The sequence below is a fragment of the Bacillus sp. AP50 genome (assembly GCF_040492675.1).
In the GTDB taxonomy this organism is placed as follows: domain Bacteria; phylum Bacillota; class Bacilli; order Bacillales; family Bacillaceae_G; genus Bacillus_A; species Bacillus_A cereus.
On the sequence record NZ_JBEUTW010000251.1, the window covers coordinates 1 to 19,969 of the forward strand.

The window sequence follows — 19,969 nt, forward strand, 5'->3', positions numbered from 1 at the left end:
GGAATACGCAGTATCAACTGGTTTAAGAGCGAAATGGATTCACTTTATTTTCATTATATTAGTTGCTCTTGTCATTGCAGTATCAATGCGTGTAGTGGGGGTTCTTCTTGTATCATCATTAATGACGTTACCAGTTGCAGCAAGTATTCGTATTGCTAAAGGATTTAAACAAACAATTTTCTTTTCCATTTTATTTGGTGAAATTGCAGTAATTGGTGGAATGTTTGCTTCGTATCAACTTGATTTAGCGCCAGGTGGTACAATTGTTATGATAGCAGTTCTTATTTTAATCGGTGCGATTTTATGGAAGAAGAAAAAAACTGCATAAAGTAGGGATAGGTATGAATCTAACAGAAGCTTTACGCCTAATGAAAGAAAAAGGATACAAACATACTGGAAAAAGAGAAGAGATGCTCAGATTATTTGCAGCACATAATCGTTATTTAACTGCGAAAGACGTTTTAGAGCATATGAAGGACGATTATCCAGGGCTTAGTTTTGATACGATTTATCGTAACTTAACAGTTTTTGCTGAGATTGGTGTTTTAGAACAAACGGAATTAAATGGTGAAAAACATTTTCGTTTTACTTGTTCTATTATGGAACATCATCATCATTTTATTTGTTTGGATTGTGGGGGAACGAAAGAGATTACTTCCTGTCCAATGGATTTTATGAATAAAGATTTTACCGGTTATGAAGTAACTGGGCATAAGTTTGAAATATATGGTCGTTGTCCAAAATGTGCAAAGTAAAAGCTCGTCGGTTATATAACTGACGAGCTTTTTTACGTAGAAAAGAAGGTTGCTCACAAATGTTGTGGCAACCTTCTTTTTATTGTTCTTGTGTCTCTTTTTCTTTTTCTCGTTCAGCAGCCATTTCAGCAGCAATTACGTCGATTTCTTTTTTCAGTTCTTCTACCATTGTTTCTTCTGGTACTTTACGAACGACTTGCCCTTTACGGAATAATAATCCCTCTCCACGTGCACCGGCAATACCGATATCAGCTTCACGAGCTTCACCAGGGCCATTTACAGCGCAACCAAGTACTGCAACTTTAATTGGTACTTGAAGTGTAGAGATGTATTCTTCCACTTCGTTAGCGATGCTAATTAAATCAATTTCAATACGACCACAAGTTGGACAAGAGATAAGTGTTGCTGCGTTAGACGCAAGACCGAATGATTTTAATAGTTCACGAGCAACTTTTACTTCTTCAACTGGATCAGCACTTAATGAAATACGTAGTGTATTTCCGATGCCTTTATTTAAGATTGCTCCAAGACCAGCAGCACTTTTTACAGTTCCGGCAAACAATGTTCCAGATTCTGTAATACCTAAATGTAATGGATAATCAAAAGCACGAGCAGCTTTCTCGTATGCTTCAATTGCTAAGTTAACATCAGAGGCTTTCATAGATACGATAATATCGTGGAAATCTAGGTCCTCTAAAATTTTAATATGATGTAGCGCGCTCTCAACCATACCATCTGCAGTTGGGTACCCGTACTTTTCTAAAATATGACGCTCTAATGAACCAGCGTTTACACCAATACGGATTGGAATACCGCGCTCTTTTGCTGCATTTACAACAGCTTCTACTTTATGGCGACGACCAATGTTACCTGGATTGATACGTACTTTATCAATGCCGCCTTCAATTGCTTTTAAAGCAAGGCGATAATCAAAATGAATATCAGCAACAAGTGGAATGTTGATTTGTTTTTTTATATCAGCAATAGCATCTGCTGCGCGTTCATCTGGAACGGCAACGCGGACGACTTGACAGCCGGCTTCTTCTAAACGCTTAATTTCAGCAACTGTTGCTTCAACATCATGTGTTTTTGTTGTTGTCATACTTTGTATAATTAATTCATTATTACCGCCGATTGTTAAATTACCGACTTTAACTGGACGTGTTTTTGTACGATGAGTCATTTCATTCACGAATAGATCGCTCTCCTTATAAAAGAAGTTTCTTATTTAGTCCCTCATATCAATGATAGTATACGTGATATAGGGCTATAGAAACCGAAGTACTCGGTTTCACTTTTACTATTGTATCAGCGCCTTTATGTAATTGACAAGGATTAAGTGATAGCTTATTGATATAAGGGGAATTTATAAGACTTTCCAATTTGTATTTTTGTAGCAGATGTACTTTTGTTTAATTGTTTAAAGTCGTCAATGACTTTTTCTATGGAAGGAATTTTTTTCTTGTTAATTTGTTCTGTAATAGAAAGAACTGTCTCACCAGTTTTTACTTCAATTGTTTTATAAGATACATCCGTTTCTTTTTCTGTTTTGTTCTCTTTATTTTGTTGACTGTCTGTGTTTTCTTTTTTAATCGTTTGAGCAGCAGTTGTTTTTTTATATGAACTTAACATCGGTAAAGTACCGATTTTTATATCGTAATAAAATATATAACCGAGAACAAGCACGAATAGGAATATACCTAATCTCTTCATATTCTTCACTCCTTTGCTAGGAATATATGCTTGTCCAAAAAAAAAATGCCTATTTAGGCATTTTTTTTTCGTTCTTATTTTTCTTTCGGTTTTGGAACTTCTTTAATCGTTAAGTACAGAACAATTAAAATAACTGCGATATAGATGAATGTTGATCCAGGTACGACAATCTTACATGCATCCATAATCATAAAGAAGATTGTTGGGATTGTGTAGCTGTATGCAGTTAGTGTCCAAACTTGTTTATAGGATAGTTTACGTTGACCGCTCATAGCAGAACCGATGAACGCAAGTAAAGTCACACCTACAAAAGTGATGAATAATTGGAATAGGTACACTAAGAATCCAATAACAAATAATAAAATTGGATAAATATTATCGAATAAAGAAATAAATTCTTGTAGATCTTTTTTCTCAAGAGATGCACCTAACAAATCGTTATAAGAATACGTTTGTATTTGACCATTTCCCATAGAGACTACTTTATCTTTTAAAACAAATAAACCTGTTTTATTTTGATATTTTTCTAGGTCTGTTGAATTTGGATCAAATACGAAAAGTGCATTTCCTTCTTCTTTTTCAATAGGTTGATCAATATCGGCTTTTAGTTCGCCATTTTCAATTTTAAAATCAGGTAAATCTTTATCGATGACTTGATTTACCATGCTTACACCATCTTGGATAAAACTACCGTACAAAAAAGTTCTTGGAATAGTAGTAATTAAGCAAAGTAGCATAATATACAAAATGGTTTTACCGATTTTTTGAAAACGGAATAGCGCCATATCTTTAGGCGAGTATATGCTTTTTACGAATTGGGTAAATATGGACATAGATTCACTTCCTTTATGTATGTATAAAATCATTGTAACGTAGTAATCTAGAGAATCTCAAGATATATTATATTTACATATAGTGGAGATAACTAAATTTCTTTTATTAACTTTCTTCTTTTAAATAAGAAAAATACAATTGACACTTTTCTTTTCTATATGGTAAATTTATCTTACATTTCTTAAAGAGCATATCCGATAGGAATTCCTTTATTTGATATGTTGTTACATACATAATTGTGGACCCTTAGCTCAGCTGGTTAGAGCAGACGGCTCATAACCGTCCGGTCGTAGGTTCGAGTCCTACAGGGTCCATATCCATTTCACATGTTTATTATGTTAGCAGGAAGCTTCCTTGTAGAAGGAAGCTTTTTTTACGGAATATATGAGCATTTTAATTGAAAAGAAGTGGGAATTTTGCTACTTTAATGATAGCAAGACAATGTGATTTATTTGTTTGCACCCTATGGCAATTAGGGTAGAATGAAGTTGTATGTCACTTAAGTGGCAATACATAAACTGGGAGGAATATAACAATGGCAAAACACGAATTACCAAATTTACCTTATGCGTATGATGCTTTAGAGCCTCACTTTGACAAAGAAACAATGAACATCCATCATACAAAACATCACAACACGTACATTACAAACTTAAACGCTGCTTTAGAAGGTCATGCAGAATTAGCTGACAAAAGCGTAGAAGAATTAGTTGCAAACTTAAACGAAGTACCAGAAGCAATCCGTACAGCAGTACGTAACAATGGTGGCGGACATGCTAACCATACATTCTTCTGGACAATCCTATCTCCAAACGGCGGAGGACAACCTGTAGGTGAACTTGCAACTGCAATTGAAGCAAAATTCGGTAGCTTCGATGCATTCAAAGAAGAATTCGCAAAAGCTGGCGCAACTCGCTTCGGTTCTGGTTGGGCTTGGTTAGTAGTAAACAATGGTGAGTTAGAAGTAACAAGCACTCCAAACCAAGATTCTCCTTTAACTGAAGGTAAAACGCCAGTTATCGGTTTAGATGTTTGGGAGCATGCTTACTACTTAAACTACCAAAACCGTCGTCCAGACTACATCGGTGCATTCTGGAACGTTGTAGATTGGAACGCTGCTGAAAAACGTTACCAAGAAGCAAAATAATTGTAACAAATATAGAAAAAGCTAGGGGAGAGCCCCTAGCTTTTTTCTATGCTTTCCTTTTACATAATTGGGCTTGTCTTTGGAAGACTAGAACATGAAGTAAAGGAGAGTTGTGTATGAAATGGAAACATATAATTGGTGACGTTGAAGTGAATCGGGATTTAGTGTTATTGCTCCTTATAGGAGGTTTATACACGCTCGCAATTTCTTTATCGAATACGTTTGTAAATATTTATTTATGGAAACAAACACAAAATTATGTGAATCTTGGCTTGTATAATTTAGCCAGCGTGGTATTACAGCCTCTCACATTTCTTGTAGGGGGGAAATTAGCGAAACGTATCGATCGCTCGATTTTATTACGAATAGGGGTAGGAACGCTCGCAATTTTTTTTATCGTTGTCTTAGTAGCAGGGAAAAGTGCTTCTCAGTATATTTTATTAATGGGGGCTCTTTTAGGAGTAGGATACGGTTTTTACTGGTTGGCTTTTAACTTATTGACATTTGAAATTACAGAACCAGAAACAAGAGATTTCTTTAATGGGTTTCTTGGACTTCTTACATCCTTCTCTGGAATGATCGGACCAGTAGCAGCAGGATACACAATTTCACGTATGGAGAAATGGAGTGGTTATACTGTTATATTCTTTCTTTCATTAGTTCTATTTGCAATTGCTGTCGTCTTAAGCTTCTTTTTATCTAAAAGAGAATGTGAAGGGCGTTATGAAATCGTGCAAGTATTGAAAGAACGACGGATTGATAAAAATTGGGGAAAGATTACACGAGCTCATTTTTTCCAAGGATTGAGAGAAGGAACGTTTATTTTTGTCATTTCAGTATATGTTTATTTAGCAACTAATAGTGAGTTCGCATTAGGGAAATACAGTTTAGTGAACTCTGCTGTATCCTTTGTATGTTATTACTTAGTTGCTCGTATGTTAAAGAAGGAGTGGCGAAAAAAAGCAATTTTACTTGGGGGCATTATTTTATATGCTGTCGTCTTTTTAGTTATTTTCAATGTTACATACACGAAATTACTTATTTATGCGGCATGTATTGCGATTGCATATCCTATTTTACTTGTTCCGTACGGATCAATGACATATGACGTAATTGGTAGAGCGAAAAATGCGAGAGAATGGCGTGTGGAATATGTCGTTGTTCGGGAGTTATGGTTAAACGCCGGAAGAATCTGTTCCATTTTAAGTTTTTTATGTGCTGTACTATTCTTTCCACCTGAAAAAAGTTTACCTTACTTATTATGTATTTTAGGTGCTGGACATTTTCTTATTTATTTTGCAGTTAAAAATGTCAAATATGATGAGGGAAATGCGAGTAAAACAAGTGTTGTAACGCAAGAGAACGCGCAAAACCAAACTGAACCAGAAGGTTAACTTCTCGTTTGTTTTATGCTAGAATAGAAAAAGATGTAAGACAGCAGTGAGGACACCTGTATGAGGGTGTCCCTTTCACATTACATAGCTGTTGGTAGAGGGGGTTTGTATGAGCAAGAAGCAGAAGCAAAATAAGAAAAAGACCCACGTTCCTTTTCGATTAAACGTGTTGTTTTTCTGCGTGTTTTTAATGTTCTCCGCGGTTATTGTAAGGCTCGGATATGTACAAATTGTTCGCGGTGAAGAATATAAGAATGAAGTGGAGAAGAAAGAAAACTCAACGATAAGTAATCCTGTACCGCGTGGGAAAATATTTGACCGTTATGGGCGACCTGTAGTAGATAATGCAGCCATTCGTACTATTACATTTACAAAAATGAAGGGATCAACTGCAGAGGATCGCTTAGAAACAGCGAAAAAGCTAGCAGATTTGATTGAAGTACCGACAGATAAATTAACAGATCGCGATAAAAAAGATTATTGGCTTGCTATGCATAAAGAGGAAGCTAAAGAAAAAATTACGAATAAAGATCGTCAAGAGTTTAAAGATAAAAAAATTGATGATAAAGAATTAGACGAGCGTCAGCGAAGTCGTGTAACAGAAGAAGAGATTAATCAATTATCCGCCAAAGATCTAGAAATACTAGCGATTAAGAGTAAGATGGACGGCGGATATGCAATGACACCTCAAGTTATTAAAAAGGATGCTACAGAAAAGGAATATTCGATTATTAGTGAAAACCTAGCAGCATTACCAGGTGTAGATACGAATGTTGATTGGGAGCGAAAATATACGTACGATGATTTATTCCGAAGTGTACTTGGTGGGGTGTCGACATCTGATGAAGGCTTACCGAGAGAAAGACTAGATTACTATCTTGTTCGTGATTACAATCGAAATGACCGAGTAGGAAAAAGTTATCTTGAACAACAGTATGAAGATAGCCTGCATGGTACGAAAGCAGAAGTTAGAAATGTTACAGATAAAAACGGTAATATTTTAGAAACGATTAATGTATCAAAAGGACAAAGTGGTAATGACCTGAACTTAACAATTGATATGGAATTACAAAAGCGCGTGGAAGATATTCTTGCGAAGAATTTAATGAGGTTTAAAGGAAGTGAACCTCTTTTAGATCGCGCATTTGTTGTAATGATGAACCCAAAAAATGGTGAAGTTTTATCTATGGCGGGGAAACAATTAGTTAACGAAGATGGTCAAACGAAAGTAAATGACTTTGCATTAGGTACCATGACAAGTTCTTATCCGATGGGGTCAACTGTAAAAGGTGCAACAGTACTTACTGGATATCAAACTGGTGCGATTCAACCAGGGGCAGTACAATTGGATGAACCAATTAAATTAAAAGGTACACCTACGAAGTCGTCTTGGAAAACGATGGGATACATTAATGACCTTACAGCTTTAAAAATGTCTTCTAACGTTTATATGTTTAAAACAGCGATGAATATCGCCGGTGTTCCATATGTGAGAGGTGGTACGTTAGATATACCTCAAAAAGCATTTGATACGATGCGTTATTATTTCGGACAGTTTGGACTTGGTGTAAAAACAGGAATTGATTTACCGAATGAATCTGCTGGTCAGATGGGTAAGAGTAGTCAACCAGGTTTCTTACTAGATTTATCAATTGGACAGTATGATACGTATACACCGCTTCAATTAGCGCAATATATTTCGACGATTGCCAATGGTGGATATCGTATGCAACCACAAGTTGTAAAAGAAATTCGTCAACCGGCAGTGAAACCAGATGAAGTTGGGAAAGTTGTTCAATCTATGGAACCGAAAGTATTAAATCGTATTGATATGCCGGAATCGCAAATTAAACGTGTTCAAGAAGGATTTAGACAAGTGTATAATGATTCAGGTGGTACAGCTACAAAGTACTTTACAGGTGCAAAATATAAAGCTGCTGGGAAAACTGGTACAGCTCAAACTGTGTATGGCGGAGATAAAGAGATTGGTAGAAATGCAAAAGGTGAACGTGTGGAAACATATAACTTAACATTAGTAGGTTATGCGCCACTTGAAGATCCAGAAGTAGCATTCTCTGTTGTCGTTCCATGGGTACATGATGATAAGACTGGTATTAATGGATATATTGGTCGTGAAATTATGGACGCTTACTTTGATTTGAAAAACAAAGAAGTAAATGGTGAAGCTCCAAAAGATGATAAAGACAATAAAAACAAAGATCAAGATGATGAATAAAAAAGTTGTAAAAAAGCACACTATATGAAAAGATAGTGTGCTTTTTTTTATGGTTTATGCATATCGTGTAATAAATGTGGACAAGTATACAACATTTAAAAAACGCGGCCCTATAAATGATACTTGTATATGGTGGGATAGGGGATAAATATTTTATAGGGAAATCATCAGAGGAAATGAATAGCTACTACTGAATTAAAATTGTATCGTATGTTGATTTTTGTGGAACTTTACAAAACTTTTACAAACAATTAAAACCGAATTAATAGTTTAGCAGTATTCTTATATCTGTAATCCTGTTATTTCCGGTTACTTCTAGGAGGAAGAACACGTGAAATGGATGCATACACCGATTAAGATTTTCGTATTATCAATATGGTTCCTCTGTTTTGAAATGTCTACTGCATTTGCTTTAAATGATACGGGAGAAGTGAGAGTTGATGGATCCTCAACGGTTTTTCCTATTATAGAAGCAGTAGCGGAGGAATATACAAAGGTGCATCCAGACGTGAAAATTTCCATCAGTATTTCTGGAACTGGGGGAGGATTTAATCGTTTCAGTAAAGGAGAAGTAGATATAAATAATGCTTCGAGAGTAATGAAACAAGTCGAGAAAAATGAAATGAAGAAAAACTCTATTCAGTTCACACCTTTTGAGGTTGCTAACGACGGTCTTACGATTGTTGTGAATCGCCATAATACATGGGTAGACGATATGTCAGTAGACGAGTTACGACTACTTTGGAGTGAAGATGGAAGAGAGAAGCGATGGTCACAAATTCATTCAACATGGCCACGTGAACAAGTGAAGTTTTATGCACCAGGCGTAGACTCTGGTACGTATGATTATTTTCAAAATGTCATCTTACAAAATCATCGCATTGTAAAAAAAGTCTCTTTGTCTGAAGATGATCAAGTTATTATGCAAGGGGTAATGAATGATAAACATGCCATTGCTTTTGTAGGATATGCTTATTATATGGCTAATCGAGATAAGGTGAAAGCAATAAAAGTAAATGGTGTATTTCCGACGAAAGAGACCATTCAATCAGGTAAGTATAAGCCGTTATCTAGGCCGCTACTTGCTTATGTGAATAATGCATCTATCCGAAATAAAATGAATGTAGCAAACTATGTTGAGTTTATGATTCAGCATGTCGGTAACCTCGCTGAAGAGGTCGGGTATGTAAAATTACGAAAAGAAAAATACAATGAACAGCTGCGTATGTTAACAGAAATAAAAAGGTAATGTCAGGGTGGAAAGGGGTTTTCATCTTTGGCTCATAATGACAAAAGTCAAATTACATTTTCTGTACAACATTTGATTGAAAGAAATACAAAACAAAGAAAAAAAACGCAGCGAATCAATCGAATAGTGCCTTTATTACTAAAAATAATTGCTAGCGTTTCTATTGTGACGACACTTGGAATTGTTTTTACGCTCTCTAATGAAACAATCATGTTTTTTCAAAAAATATCATTATACTCCTTTTTGACGGAGAAAGAATGGTTACCATTTTTTGAAGACCCTAAATTCGGTATATTACCACTCATATGTGGAACGTTCCTTGTAACAGCAATCGCTATGTTTGTAGCAATTCCTATCGGTTTAGCGTGTGCCGTATTTTTAAGCGAATATGCTTCAAATAGTGCACGGAAAATATTAAAGCCGATGTTAGAGCTATTAGCAGGTATCCCGACAATTGTATATGGTTTTTTTGCATTAACAATTGTTACGCCGCTTTTACAAAGGATTATACCAGATTTGCAGTTTTTTAATGCGATTAGTCCAGGAATCGTTATCGGATTTATGATGATGCCTACAGTTGCATCTCTATCTGAAGACGCGATGAGAGCTGTGGCGAAAGGGACGAAAGAAGCTTCATTAGCACTCGGAGCGACGCGGTTTGAAATGGTAAAACAAGTGGTGTTTCCGTCCGCTTTTACAGGGATTATGGCAGCGATTATATTAGCGGCTTCTCGTGCAATTGGTGAAACGATGATTGTTGTAATTGCAGCAGGATCCACACCAAATGTATCGCTTGATCCGACACATTCAATTCAAACGTTAACAGCCTATATTGTGCAAGTAAGTTTAGGTGATGCTCCGCATGGAACGATTACGTATTACAGCATGTATGCTGTAGGTGCAACGTTATTTTTGTTTACCTTTATTATGAACATCATTTCGCAGTCTATTATGCGCCGTTTTAGGAGGATGACATAATATGCGAATGTTGAATCATAAAAAAATACAAAAAAACATGGCATCACGCTTTTTAAAAGATCGAATTTACAAATTGTTATTTTATATAGCAACTTTATTTTCAATCGTAATTTTGTTTTTGTTACTGTTTCAAATTGTTGAAAAAGGTATAAGTTATCTTTCAATAGATTTCTTTACAAATTTCGCTTCACGTAATCCGAAAGAAGCTGGTATTGCTGCAGCTTTGTCAGGGACAATATTATTTATGAGTATTGTTATACCTGTTTCTTTTATATTTGGAGTTGGAACAGCACTTTATTTAGAGCAATATGCGAAGGAATCTCTATTTAAAAAAATAATAGAGATTAATAATCAAACGTTAGCAGGAGTACCATCCGTTGTATTTGGATTGCTTGGTTTAACTATTTTTGTATATGCTCTTCATTTAGGAGAGAGTATAGTTGCAGCAGCGCTGACGATGAGTTTACTCGTTTTACCAACAGTTGTTGTGGCGAGTCAAGAAGCAATTCGATCAGTACCAAGTGTATTATTAGAGGGTTCTTACGGATTAGGTGCTACGAAGTGGCAAACGATGTATCAAATTGTATTGCCATATGCTTTCCCAGGGATTATAACGGGCTGTACGTTAGCGATATCAAGAGCAATTGGAGAAGCTGCACCACTATTAGTTATTGGGGCACTTGCGTTTGCAAATTATGTTCCATTTAGTATGTTTGATAGATTTACAGTTCTACCAATTCAAATTTTTAATTGGATGAGTAGGCCACAAGAAGAATTTCAGTATGTAGCAGCAGCTGGGATGATTGTTTTGTTAGGTTTGTTGCTATTTATTAATATATTTGTTTTATGGTTACGAAATCGAAAATAAGTTGGAAGTGGATGAAAGGGGAATTCAAATGGTAGCAACAGTAGTAAATGTACAGGTGAAAAACGAAGAGAAAATCGAGACTGCGCCAAAGAAGGTAGTATTTGATACGAAAAACTTAAATTTATGGTATGGGGAAGACCATGCTTTAAAAGATATTAATTTAAGTATTCATGAGAATGAAGTTACAGCCATTATCGGTCCAAGTGGCTGTGGTAAATCAACTTACTTAAAAACATTAAATCGCATGGTAGAATTAGTACCGATTGTTCGAACTACAGGTGTAATTGAATATAGAGAACGCAATATATTTGATAAATCATATCCAGTTGAAGAATTAAGAACGCATGTAGGAATGGTGTTCCAAAAGCCAAATCCATTTCCAAAATCTATTTATGAGAATGTAGCATACGGTCCAAAAATCCATGGTATTCGTGACAAAAAGACATTAGATGAAATTGTTGAAAAAAGTTTACGTGGAGCAGCGATTTGGGATGAGTTAAAAGATCGTTTGCACGATAATGCATACGGTTTATCTGGTGGACAGCAACAGCGTCTATGCATCGCACGCTGCTTAGCTATTGAGCCAGACGTTATTTTAATGGATGAGCCAACATCGGCATTAGACCCAATTTCAACATTAAAAGTAGAAGAATTAATTCAAGAGCTAAAGAAAGATTTTAGTATTGTTATCGTAACGCATAATATGCAACAAGCAGCGCGTATTTCAGACAAAACAGCTTTCTTCTTAAGCGGGGAAGTTGTGGAGTATACAGATACAAACAAATTATTTACGACTCCTTCAGATAAGCGTACAGAAGATTATATTACAGGTCGCTTTGGTTGATATCGTTTCAAAGCTAAGAGCAAGTGCCCTCTTAACAGAGGGCATTTCTTATTTTATCTTACTGTTAATAGAGAAGTAATACTTCTCCTTATCTTAAGGTTTATTACAAGCATAAAAGTCCGATTGATGAGGGTTGATTAAAGTTTCACTTTTATATAATGGCACATAATATTGAGGGGGAAGAAAAATGGTAAGAGAACAGTTTCAAGGTGATTTAAAAGCGTTACAGCAAAAGGTGATCGAGCTTGGAGAATTAGCAAATGCGGCTTTATTGATGGCTATGGAAGGTCTGCATACAAGGGATGTAGAGAAAGCGTTAGAGGTCATTGATGGTGATTACCGCATGGATAATTTAGAAGAGGAAATAAACGATCTTGCGCTTATGCTCATTACGAAGCAGCAACCTGTAGCAAGTGACTTAAGAAGGATTTTTATTTCAATTAAAACAGCGACAGATTTAGAGCGTATTGCAGATCATGCTGTTAATATTGCAAAGGCTACAATTCGTCTTGGGGAAAAAGAAGTGGCTGTTAGTTTGCACAACCTGGATGAAATGTTTGCGGTTGCAAATGAGATGTTGCATTTAGCGTTAGAAGCATATGAACAAGAAAATTTAACTTTTGCGAAACAAATTGCTGAAATGGATGATTCCGTTGATGAAATATATGGAAAAGCAATTCGTGAGTTTATATCGTCGGTTCCGGAACAACCAGAAGCAATTACGCAAATTACACAATTATCATTTGTCGCGAGATATATTGAGCGTGTAGCAGATCATATTACAAATATTGCTGAAAATGTCTTTTATTTAGTAAAAGGAAAGCATTATTTATTGAATGAGTAGGAATAAAAGCAGGTGATGAGAAATCACCTGCTTTTTTTAGTCAAAACATGACAAAAAAAGCTCGTTGTTTCCTTTAGTTTATGATGATAAGATGTATCATAATGTAATGGAAAAATTAGTATATATGTTTGTTGTTAATAAGTATTATTTACCAATTTATAGTAAGCGCTTTCTTGTTGTTTGAAACATACGTTTTTATAGGTGAGAAATTTAATTATATGGTCTTCTAAATGAGGATTTGTTTAACTAATCAAGTTTATGCTGCTAGTTCATGTGGGATAGGGAATATACATATGGTATATGGAGTTACTGAACATTATATAAGTGGAGGCTGAAGTATATGAAGGGGGTTATTTTAGCTGGAGGAAAAGGAAGACGCCTTAGACCATTAACATGTAATACTCCAAAGCCGATGTTACCATTATTAGAAAAACCAGTTTTAGAATATAATATTGAGTTATTACGTCAGCATGGTATTCGTGAAATTGCAATTACTGTTCAATATATGAGTACGACCATTAAGCAATATTTTGGTGACGGTAGTAAATGGGGAGTTAACTTGTATTATTTTGAAGACTCTCCTCCGCTTGGCACAGCAGGGAGTATTAAACAAGCAGAACAATTTTTAGATGAAACATTTGTTGTGATAAGCGGGGATGCATTAACTGACTTTCAATTATCAGAAGGAATTAGGTTTCATGAACAAAAGAAAAGAATGGTAACAATGTTTGTGAAAGAAGTAGAAAATCCACTCTCATTTGGATTGGTTGTAATGAATAAAAACCAGGAGGTTACACGATATATAGAAAAGCCGGGCTGGAATGAGGTAGTATCTAATGTTGTGAATACAGGCATATATATTATGGAGCCAGAAATCTTTTCTTACATACCGCCTAGGCAATTTTTTGATTTCAGTCATGATGTGTTTCCGTTATTGGCAAACAAAAATTTGTTATTCGCATATTTGTCAGAAGGTTATTGGTTAGATATCGGCACATTTAATCAATATCGACAAGCACAATTTGATTTGTTAACGAAAAAGTTACAAGTACCTATTCCTTATACAGAAGTATTACCTATGGTATGGATGGGGGAAGGGGTGACGATTGGTAAAGGGACGAAAATTCATGGCCCCTCTTTTATTGGAGAAGGAGCAAAGATTGGTACAGGAGCTGTAATTGAGCCATATTCTATTATTGGGAAAAATAGTATCGTTTCAAGTTATTCTCATCTTCAAAAAAGTATTGTTTTTGCGAATGCCCACATTGGGAAGTATTGTGAACTATTAGAAACGACAATAGGAGAGCGTACAATAGTTGAAGATGATGTTACACTGTTTCAAAAAAGTGTTGTAGCGGATCACTGTCATATCGGGAGAAGTACGGTAATTAAGCAAAAAGGAAAACTATGGCCTTATAAGGCGATTGATAGTCATTCGATAGTAGGAGCGGCTGGTATTCAAGAGAGTGAAATGAGTGCAGGGTGGTTACAAAAAAGCCGCATTGTAGGAAGAGGGAATGTTGAAATTACTCCCCAGTTTATCGTGAAGATTGCGATGGCGTATGGTTCTCTTTTTGAAAAAGGAGAAAGTATATTAATTGGAAGTCAAGAAAATATAGAAACAACCTCTTATAAAAATTTATTTTTACATGCTATTCATGGTATAGGGATTCATACGATGGAATGTAAAGAAATGAACGAGTCACTTTTTCAATATAGTGTTCATCATTTGCAATGTGCAGGTGGTGTTTTCATTCAAGTGGAGAATGAGAATGAGATTGTTATAAAGTTATACGGTCAAGCTGGCATGCCGTTAACGTATAAGCAGCAAAAAGAGATAGAACAAATATATATGTCCGAATTGTTTTATTACGTGCAGGAGAAAGAAATGGGGCGTAATAAGCTCGTTCATGTTTCTATGAATGAGTATATAGAAGTTATATTGGAGCATATTGATATCGAGAAAATACAGATGCAGAAGTTTCATCTTCTTATTAATAAGAGAAATGATACGTTGCAACATTTACTTATGCTCTTTCTGCAAAGACTTGGTTGTACAGTTACATGGATTTATGCAAGCGAACAAAAAGATCATGTGAAAGCTTTGATGAAATCAAGTAAAGCGAATATGGCTCTTATGTTTTCGGAGAAAGGAAATCATTTCGAGTTATACGATAAACATAGTAATATTTACCAAGGTACAGATTTTGAAGAGGTAGATATTCCAGATTTCTTGCTCGAATCGACAGGAAATATTTATCCAATGTCTTTGAAGTTAGGAGAATGTTATCTTCTATTTTATACGCAGGATGAAAGAAAATCGTTTCAAGTGAGGTGGAAGCGAGATATTTTATATCGGATTGGAAAATTATTCGAGCTAATAGCATTGCAAGGAAAAACGTTTCTCAGCATAGTAGAGCAATCACCTCCGCTCTATTTACTTTATGATGAAGTGGTATGTTCATGGAATGAAAAAGGGGAAATTATGAGGAAATTATTGGATGATATAGAAAGGAAGGGAGAAGGGATATTTGAAGGAGTGCAGTTCAAATATACTGAAAAAGAGTGGTCTTATATCGTTTCTGACATAAAACAACCAAAATTTTTGGTGTATTCACATGCTAGAAACCCAGTAATAGCAAGGGAAAATATGAAAAATCTTATAGAAAAAATTAGACAATATCAAAAGGTGTAGAATTTTTATTTTAAAAGTGGTATTATAGTATAGTCTGATTTAAGTTATTAGTACTGGAGGGAAATAAGAATGCGTGTGAATATTACTCTAGCATGTACAGAATGCGGAGATCGTAACTATATCTCAAAGAAAAATAAACGTAACAACGCTGAGCGTATCGAGCTTAAAAAGTATTGCAAGCGTGACAAGAAGTCTACGTTACACCGTGAAACAAAGTAAGCAGTAGGAATATTTTCCTACTGTTTCTTTTTTTATTCGATTCCTATGTTAAAAGTGATACACTATCAGCATAGAGTAAAGTGTCACTGTAAGGGGGAGAATGTGTGAAAGCAGAGAAAGTACGTTTGCGTAAACAAATAATAGAACACATGAATTCTTTATCAGAAGAACAGTATACAACTTTATCAGAACAGATTGCATTTTCGTTGTATGCGCAAAAAGAGTGGGTTGAAGCTAAAACAATTGGAATTACTCTTTCAATGGAAAATGAAGTGAATACATATCCTATTATCGAAAAAGCTTGGGAAGAAGGAAAGAAAGTTGTAGTTCCTAAGTGTAATAAAGGAACAAGAACGATGTCCTTCCGGCAAATTAATAATTTTGATCAATTAGAAACGGTGTATATGAATTTACGTGAACCGATTCCCGGGCTTACGGAAGAAGTGAATATGGATGAAATTGATCTTCAAATTGTCCCAGGCGTAGCTTATACAGAACGAGGAGAGCGAATTGGGTACGGCGGTGGCTATTATGATCGTTATCTCGTGCATTATAAAGGGAAAACGCTGTCATTAGCGTATGATTTTCAAATGGTAAAACACATTCCGGTAGAGCCATTTGATAAAAACATAGAAAAAATTATTACAGAAAAAGGAACACTGCTTACAAATAAGCTTGTATAGACAAATAAAAATTGACGAGACTTTTTCTTCTTGATTATAATAAAATATGTGAACGTTTTCTTATTATAATTTTTTATAGTAAGTGAGCATAGAGGGTGATGAAATGGTATCTATTTATGATATTCAGCAATTGCTAAAGAAATTTGGTACGATTATTTATACGGGAGATCGAATTGCAGATTTACAATTAATGCAAGATGAATTGCGTGAATTAAATCAATCACAGCTAATCGATCCACAAGACTATCAAACAGCTTTATTTTTATTGAAGCAAGAAATTCAAAAAGAGCTAAATAAGAATTAGATAAAGGTAGGTAAGCAACATGGAAGAGAAATGGTTAGTTGGTGTTGACCTTGGTGGTACAACGATTAAATTAGCATTTATTAATGTGTACGGTGAAATTTTACATAAGTGGGAAATCCCTACGAATACAGGTGAGCAAGGAAAACATATTACACTTGATGTTGCGAAAGCAATTGATAAAAAGCTAGAAGAATTAGGCGAATTGAAGAGCAAGTTAATTGGTATTGGTATGGGAGCTCCTGGTCCTGTACATGTGGCGTCTGGAATGATTTATGAAGCGGTTAATTTAGGATGGAAAAACTATCCGCTAAAAGATTTATTAGAAGTAGAAACAGGATTACCTGTTGTTATTGATAATGATGCAAACTTAGCAGCGCTTGGTGAAATGTGGAAAGGTGCTGGTGAAGGTGCAAAAGATTTAATATGTATGACACTTGGTACGGGCGTTGGTGGTGGTGTAATCGCCAATGGTGAGATTGTACACGGCGTGAGTGGTGCTGCTGGTGAGATTGGACATATTACAGTCGTTACAGAAAATGCTTTCCCATGTAATTGCGGGAAGTCTGGTTGCTTAGAAACAGTAGCATCTGCGACAGGTATTGTACGTGTTGCTATGCAAAAAATACAAGAGACTAATAAAGAGAGCATGTTGCGTTCTATGTTAGCTGAAGAAGGACGTATTACATCAAAAGATGTCTTTGAAGCACTTGGACAAGGTGATGAATTAGCAGGTGAAGTAGTAGAAAAAGTAGCCTCTTATTTAGGATTAGCTGTAGCGAACCTTTCTAGTACATTGAACCCAGAGAAAATTGTTATTGGTGGAGGCGTGTCTAAAGCTGGAGATGCGCTATTAGAACCAATTCAACGCTATTTCGAGCAATACGCTTTCTCACGTGCTGTAAAGAGCACGAAGTTAGCTATTGCAACACTTGGTAATGATGCAGGTGTTATCGGAGGAGCTTGGCTTGTAAAAAAGCACAAATACGAAGCGAAGATGATATAAGTTGTGAAATATGAAAAGAGGAAGGGGGAACCCTTCCTCTTTTTGTGTGAAATCTCGATGAAGAATAAAGTGTAAACGAATTAAGCTGCTGGTGGATACCCGTTATATAGAACAGTCATGATCGTAAACCATCCGAAAACGAGTACAGTTGCAATTGCAAAGCCGCTCGCGAAAAAGTTTTTTTCACGAAGTGTTCTAAGCGTAGCAAATACAGCTAACAGAGTGACAAGTGTAAAAATAATAACAAGGCCCATACAATATCCTCCTCTGTCTACCCATTTCTTATTATGAGTTTTTGGAATATTTACTCTTTTATATTGTACATGTTTTAAAAATGATTGTCGAGATAGCATCCTTTCTTTTCCTCAGAGAAAGAAATGTTGTATCATTAAAAGTAAGTTTAATAACTGGAGGAGATTTTCATATGAAATGGATACAAATGCCGTTAGGCCCATTACAAACAAATGCTTATATTTTAATGAACGATCAAAAAGAGTGCATTATCTTTGACCCTGGTCATGAAGGTGAAAAGCTCGTTACATATTTACAAGAAGAACAATTAAAACCATTAGCTGTTTTATTAACACATGCTCACTTTGATCATATCGGTGCTGTTGATGCGGTAAGAGACACTTTTCATATTCCTGTGTACGTACATAAAGAAGAAGCAGATTGGTTAGGAGATGCAACTGTAAACGGCTCTCAAATTTTTATGATGAACCGCAGTATTACAGCAAAACCAGCGGATCATATTATTGATGCAGAAGGTACATTAACAATTGGATCATTTAATTTTGAAATTTTTGAGACACCAGGACATTCTCCAGGAAGTATTTCTTATTATAGTAAAGAGGCGAATGCTGTATTCTCAGGAGATGTATTGTTCCAAATGAGCATTGGAAGAACAGATTTACCTGGTGGAAGTTTCGCTGAATTAATTGGAAGTATTGAAGAGAAATTATTTGTATTACCAGATGAAACAGCGGTTTTATGTGGACATGGTCCAGAAACAAGCATTGGCTTTGAAAAAGAAAATAATCCGTTTTTACAATAAGGAGTCATTATGGGAATGGAGCTCATTTTAAGAGAATGGATGGGGAAAGAAAAGGATTATTCAATTTCATATAGTACGTATATGAACCTTGTATTGTATACAGAAGGTCATGGATATTATATGAAAGAACGTGAAAAGATTGGAAGACAAGGGGATTTTTTTACAAGTAGCAACGTATCCTCTGTGTTTGCAAAAACTTTTGCTAAACTTTTTATTCGTCTTGTTGAAAATGGTGAAGTTGCTACGAATATTTGTGAAATTGGCGGAGGAACAGGGAAGTTTGCCTATGATGTTTTACAAGAATGGAAGCAATTATCTCCAAAAACCTTTATTGATTTAAACTATTCAATGATTGAAGTGAGCCCTTTTCATAGAAAATTACAGCAGGAGCACCTTGGCTCATTTTCTAATGTATCGTACTATACCTCCTATAGTGAAATGGGAGATTCTTTCGAGGGAATTCTTTTTTCGAATGAGTTGTTTGATGCATTTCCTGTTGAAATAATTGAGAAAAGAAATGGTATGTTGTATGAAGTACGTATTACATATACAGAGGAAGGAAACCTTTCAGAAGTATGTAGGCCGTTAGATAAAAGAATTGGTCGCTATTTATTGAAATATAATATTCATATTGCTGAAGGGCAACGTTTTGAAGTACCAATTGTGATGGAGGAGTATATAAAAGAAATTGCGAAATGGTTTCAAAAAGGTATATGTATTACAGTTGATTATGGATACACAAAAGAAGAATGGATGCATCCAGCACACCGTGAAGGAAGTTTGCGAGGGTATTATCAGCATAAGCTAATACGTAACCCACTAGCGCATCCAGGTGAAATGGATCTTACTACTCATATTCATTGGGACGAGCTAAAGGAGATGTTTAGTATGCAAGGAATGAGTGCAGTATGGCATAAGAAACAATCTGAGTTCTTGTTAGCTGCAGGGATATTAGAACAGCTTACGAGCCATCAAGATACGAATCCTTTTTCTGAAACGCAAAAACAAAATCGAGCAGTTCGTTCTATGATTTTGAATGGAGGAGTAGGGAGTGCATTTGATGTTGTTATACATACAAAAGATATGCAACATTTACATTTGGATCGGTATGTAACAATATAAAAAACAAGACACAGTATATACTGTGTC

At 35.5% G+C, this 19,969-nt stretch carries 21 protein-coding genes and 1 tRNA gene; 18 read left to right on the plus strand and 4 right to left on the minus strand.

The window, feature by feature from the left end; all coding sequences use genetic code 11:
- On the plus strand, positions 1–328 hold a 328-nt coding region (locus tag ABWK52_RS18440), incomplete at its 5' end, for a metal ABC transporter permease (protein ID WP_257472998.1).
- 13 nt (positions 329–341) lie between these two features.
- Positions 342–755, plus strand: a complete 414-nt coding sequence (locus ABWK52_RS18445) for a Fur family transcriptional regulator (RefSeq protein WP_001054516.1) — start codon at positions 342–344, stop codon at positions 753–755.
- Between the two features lie 79 nt (positions 756–834).
- On the opposite strand, the gene ispG is transcribed toward ABWK52_RS18445, so the two are convergent.
- The 3 genes from ispG to yqgB form a co-directional block, all read right to left on the minus strand.
- Positions 835–1,938, minus strand: coding sequence for a flavodoxin-dependent (E)-4-hydroxy-3-methylbut-2-enyl-diphosphate synthase (gene ispG / locus ABWK52_RS18450; RefSeq protein ID WP_153577907.1), 1,104 nt, complete (start codon positions 1,936–1,938; stop codon positions 835–837).
- Between the two features lie 164 nt (positions 1,939–2,102).
- Positions 2,103–2,468: a protein YqfZ gene (gene yqfZ, locus ABWK52_RS18455; protein ID WP_000825416.1), complete on the minus strand. Its 366-nt coding sequence runs from the start codon at positions 2,466–2,468 to the stop codon at positions 2,103–2,105.
- 74 nt (positions 2,469–2,542) lie between these two features.
- Positions 2,543–3,301: a protein YqgB gene (yqgB, locus tag ABWK52_RS18460; RefSeq protein WP_097862789.1), complete on the minus strand. Its 759-nt coding sequence runs from the start codon at positions 3,299–3,301 to the stop codon at positions 2,543–2,545.
- A gap of 241 nt (positions 3,302–3,542) precedes the next feature.
- Here yqgB and ABWK52_RS18465 point away from each other — a divergent pair.
- From ABWK52_RS18465 to glcK, 14 genes are all read left to right on the plus strand, one after another.
- Positions 3,543–3,616: transfer RNA gene (locus ABWK52_RS18465), tRNA-Ile, on the plus strand.
- A 221-nt stretch (positions 3,617–3,837) separates the two neighbouring features.
- Positions 3,838–4,449, plus strand: a complete 612-nt coding sequence (gene sodA, locus ABWK52_RS18470; RefSeq protein ID WP_001052031.1) for a superoxide dismutase [Mn] — start codon at positions 3,838–3,840, stop codon at positions 4,447–4,449.
- 116 nt (positions 4,450–4,565) lie between these two features.
- A complete protein-coding gene (locus ABWK52_RS18475; RefSeq protein ID WP_097862788.1) occupies positions 4,566–5,843 on the plus strand; it encodes an MFS transporter in 1,278 nt (425 codons plus the stop codon).
- Positions 5,844–5,952: 109 nt separating this feature from the next.
- Positions 5,953–8,079 (plus strand): peptidoglycan D,D-transpeptidase FtsI family protein, encoded by a 2,127-nt coding sequence (locus tag ABWK52_RS18480; protein WP_000038982.1) that lies wholly within the window; start codon positions 5,953–5,955, stop codon positions 8,077–8,079.
- Between the two features lie 331 nt (positions 8,080–8,410).
- Positions 8,411–9,328, plus strand: coding sequence for a PstS family phosphate ABC transporter substrate-binding protein (locus tag ABWK52_RS18485; protein ID WP_053512770.1), 918 nt, complete (start codon positions 8,411–8,413; stop codon positions 9,326–9,328).
- A gap of 27 nt (positions 9,329–9,355) precedes the next feature.
- Positions 9,356–10,306, plus strand: coding sequence for a phosphate ABC transporter permease subunit PstC (gene pstC, locus ABWK52_RS18490; protein WP_000940914.1), 951 nt, complete (start codon positions 9,356–9,358; stop codon positions 10,304–10,306).
- 1 nt (position 10,307) lies between these two features.
- Complete coding sequence (gene pstA, locus ABWK52_RS18495) at positions 10,308–11,174, plus strand: phosphate ABC transporter permease PstA (RefSeq protein ID WP_098204817.1); 867 nt, start codon at positions 10,308–10,310, stop codon at positions 11,172–11,174.
- 28 nt (positions 11,175–11,202) lie between these two features.
- Entirely contained in the window at positions 11,203–12,018 is an 816-nt protein-coding gene (gene pstB, locus ABWK52_RS18500) for a phosphate ABC transporter ATP-binding protein (protein ID WP_000226681.1), read from the plus strand.
- Between the two features lie 187 nt (positions 12,019–12,205).
- The gene (phoU, locus tag ABWK52_RS18505; protein WP_000251243.1) at positions 12,206–12,862 is read left to right on the plus strand and encodes a phosphate signaling complex protein PhoU; all 657 of its coding nucleotides are present in this window, start codon (positions 12,206–12,208) and stop codon (positions 12,860–12,862) included.
- A gap of 340 nt (positions 12,863–13,202) precedes the next feature.
- Complete coding sequence (locus tag ABWK52_RS18510) at positions 13,203–15,557, plus strand: sugar phosphate nucleotidyltransferase (protein WP_000679343.1); 2,355 nt, start codon at positions 13,203–13,205, stop codon at positions 15,555–15,557.
- A gap of 69 nt (positions 15,558–15,626) precedes the next feature.
- Complete coding sequence (gene rpmG, locus ABWK52_RS18515) at positions 15,627–15,776, plus strand: 50S ribosomal protein L33 (protein ID WP_001265616.1); 150 nt, start codon at positions 15,627–15,629, stop codon at positions 15,774–15,776.
- A gap of 104 nt (positions 15,777–15,880) precedes the next feature.
- A complete protein-coding gene (locus ABWK52_RS18520) occupies positions 15,881–16,459 on the plus strand; it encodes a 5-formyltetrahydrofolate cyclo-ligase (protein WP_000642751.1) in 579 nt (192 codons plus the stop codon).
- A 103-nt stretch (positions 16,460–16,562) separates the two neighbouring features.
- Positions 16,563–16,763, plus strand: a complete 201-nt coding sequence (locus ABWK52_RS18525; RefSeq protein ID WP_000253699.1) for a YqgQ family protein — start codon at positions 16,563–16,565, stop codon at positions 16,761–16,763.
- Positions 16,764–16,782: 19 nt separating this feature from the next.
- Positions 16,783–17,766, plus strand: a complete 984-nt coding sequence (glcK, locus tag ABWK52_RS18530) for a glucokinase (protein WP_000391701.1) — start codon at positions 16,783–16,785, stop codon at positions 17,764–17,766.
- A gap of 80 nt (positions 17,767–17,846) precedes the next feature.
- On the opposite strand, the gene ABWK52_RS18535 is transcribed toward glcK, so the two are convergent.
- On the minus strand, positions 17,847–18,020 hold the full coding sequence (locus tag ABWK52_RS18535; RefSeq protein WP_000524852.1) for a DUF2759 domain-containing protein: 174 nt from the start codon (positions 18,018–18,020) through the stop codon (positions 17,847–17,849).
- Between the two features lie 170 nt (positions 18,021–18,190).
- Here ABWK52_RS18535 and ABWK52_RS18540 point away from each other — a divergent pair, with 170 nt between their 5' ends.
- Both ABWK52_RS18540 and ABWK52_RS18545 read left to right on the plus strand, forming a co-directional pair.
- Positions 18,191–18,820, plus strand: a complete 630-nt coding sequence (locus ABWK52_RS18540) for an MBL fold metallo-hydrolase (RefSeq protein WP_000871233.1) — start codon at positions 18,191–18,193, stop codon at positions 18,818–18,820.
- Positions 18,821–18,829: 9 nt separating this feature from the next.
- Positions 18,830–19,942 carry a class I SAM-dependent methyltransferase gene (locus ABWK52_RS18545; protein ID WP_000525156.1) on the plus strand — a complete coding sequence of 371 codons (1,113 nt, stop codon included), beginning with the start codon at positions 18,830–18,832 and terminating at the stop codon, positions 19,940–19,942.
- Positions 19,943–19,969 lie beyond the last annotated feature (27 nt).

Coding starts and splice junctions, on each gene's coding strand:
- ABWK52_RS18445 (WP_001054516.1), top strand. CDS start 342: ATGAATCTAACAGAAGCTTTACGCCTAATGAAAGAAAAAGGATACAAA.
- ispG (WP_153577907.1), bottom strand. CDS start 1,938: ATGACTCATCGTACAAAAACACGTCCAGTTAAAGTCGGTAATTTAACA.
- yqfZ (WP_000825416.1), bottom strand. CDS start 2,468: ATGAAGAGATTAGGTATATTCCTATTCGTGCTTGTTCTCGGTTATATA.
- yqgB (WP_097862789.1), bottom strand. CDS start 3,301: ATGTCCATATTTACCCAATTCGTAAAAAGCATATACTCGCCTAAAGAT.
- sodA (WP_001052031.1), top strand. CDS start 3,838: ATGGCAAAACACGAATTACCAAATTTACCTTATGCGTATGATGCTTTA.
- ABWK52_RS18475 (WP_097862788.1), top strand. CDS start 4,566: ATGAAATGGAAACATATAATTGGTGACGTTGAAGTGAATCGGGATTTA.
- ABWK52_RS18480 (WP_000038982.1), top strand. CDS start 5,953: ATGAGCAAGAAGCAGAAGCAAAATAAGAAAAAGACCCACGTTCCTTTT.
- pstA (WP_098204817.1), top strand. CDS start 10,308: ATGCGAATGTTGAATCATAAAAAAATACAAAAAAACATGGCATCACGC.
- pstB (WP_000226681.1), top strand. CDS start 11,203: ATGGTAGCAACAGTAGTAAATGTACAGGTGAAAAACGAAGAGAAAATC.
- phoU (WP_000251243.1), top strand. CDS start 12,206: ATGGTAAGAGAACAGTTTCAAGGTGATTTAAAAGCGTTACAGCAAAAG.
- ABWK52_RS18510 (WP_000679343.1), top strand. CDS start 13,203: ATGAAGGGGGTTATTTTAGCTGGAGGAAAAGGAAGACGCCTTAGACCA.
- rpmG (WP_001265616.1), top strand. CDS start 15,627: ATGCGTGTGAATATTACTCTAGCATGTACAGAATGCGGAGATCGTAAC.
- ABWK52_RS18525 (WP_000253699.1), top strand. CDS start 16,563: ATGGTATCTATTTATGATATTCAGCAATTGCTAAAGAAATTTGGTACG.
- glcK (WP_000391701.1), top strand. CDS start 16,783: ATGGAAGAGAAATGGTTAGTTGGTGTTGACCTTGGTGGTACAACGATT.
- ABWK52_RS18535 (WP_000524852.1), bottom strand. CDS start 18,020: ATGGGCCTTGTTATTATTTTTACACTTGTCACTCTGTTAGCTGTATTT.
- ABWK52_RS18540 (WP_000871233.1), top strand. CDS start 18,191: ATGAAATGGATACAAATGCCGTTAGGCCCATTACAAACAAATGCTTAT.
- ABWK52_RS18545 (WP_000525156.1), top strand. CDS start 18,830: ATGGGAATGGAGCTCATTTTAAGAGAATGGATGGGGAAAGAAAAGGAT.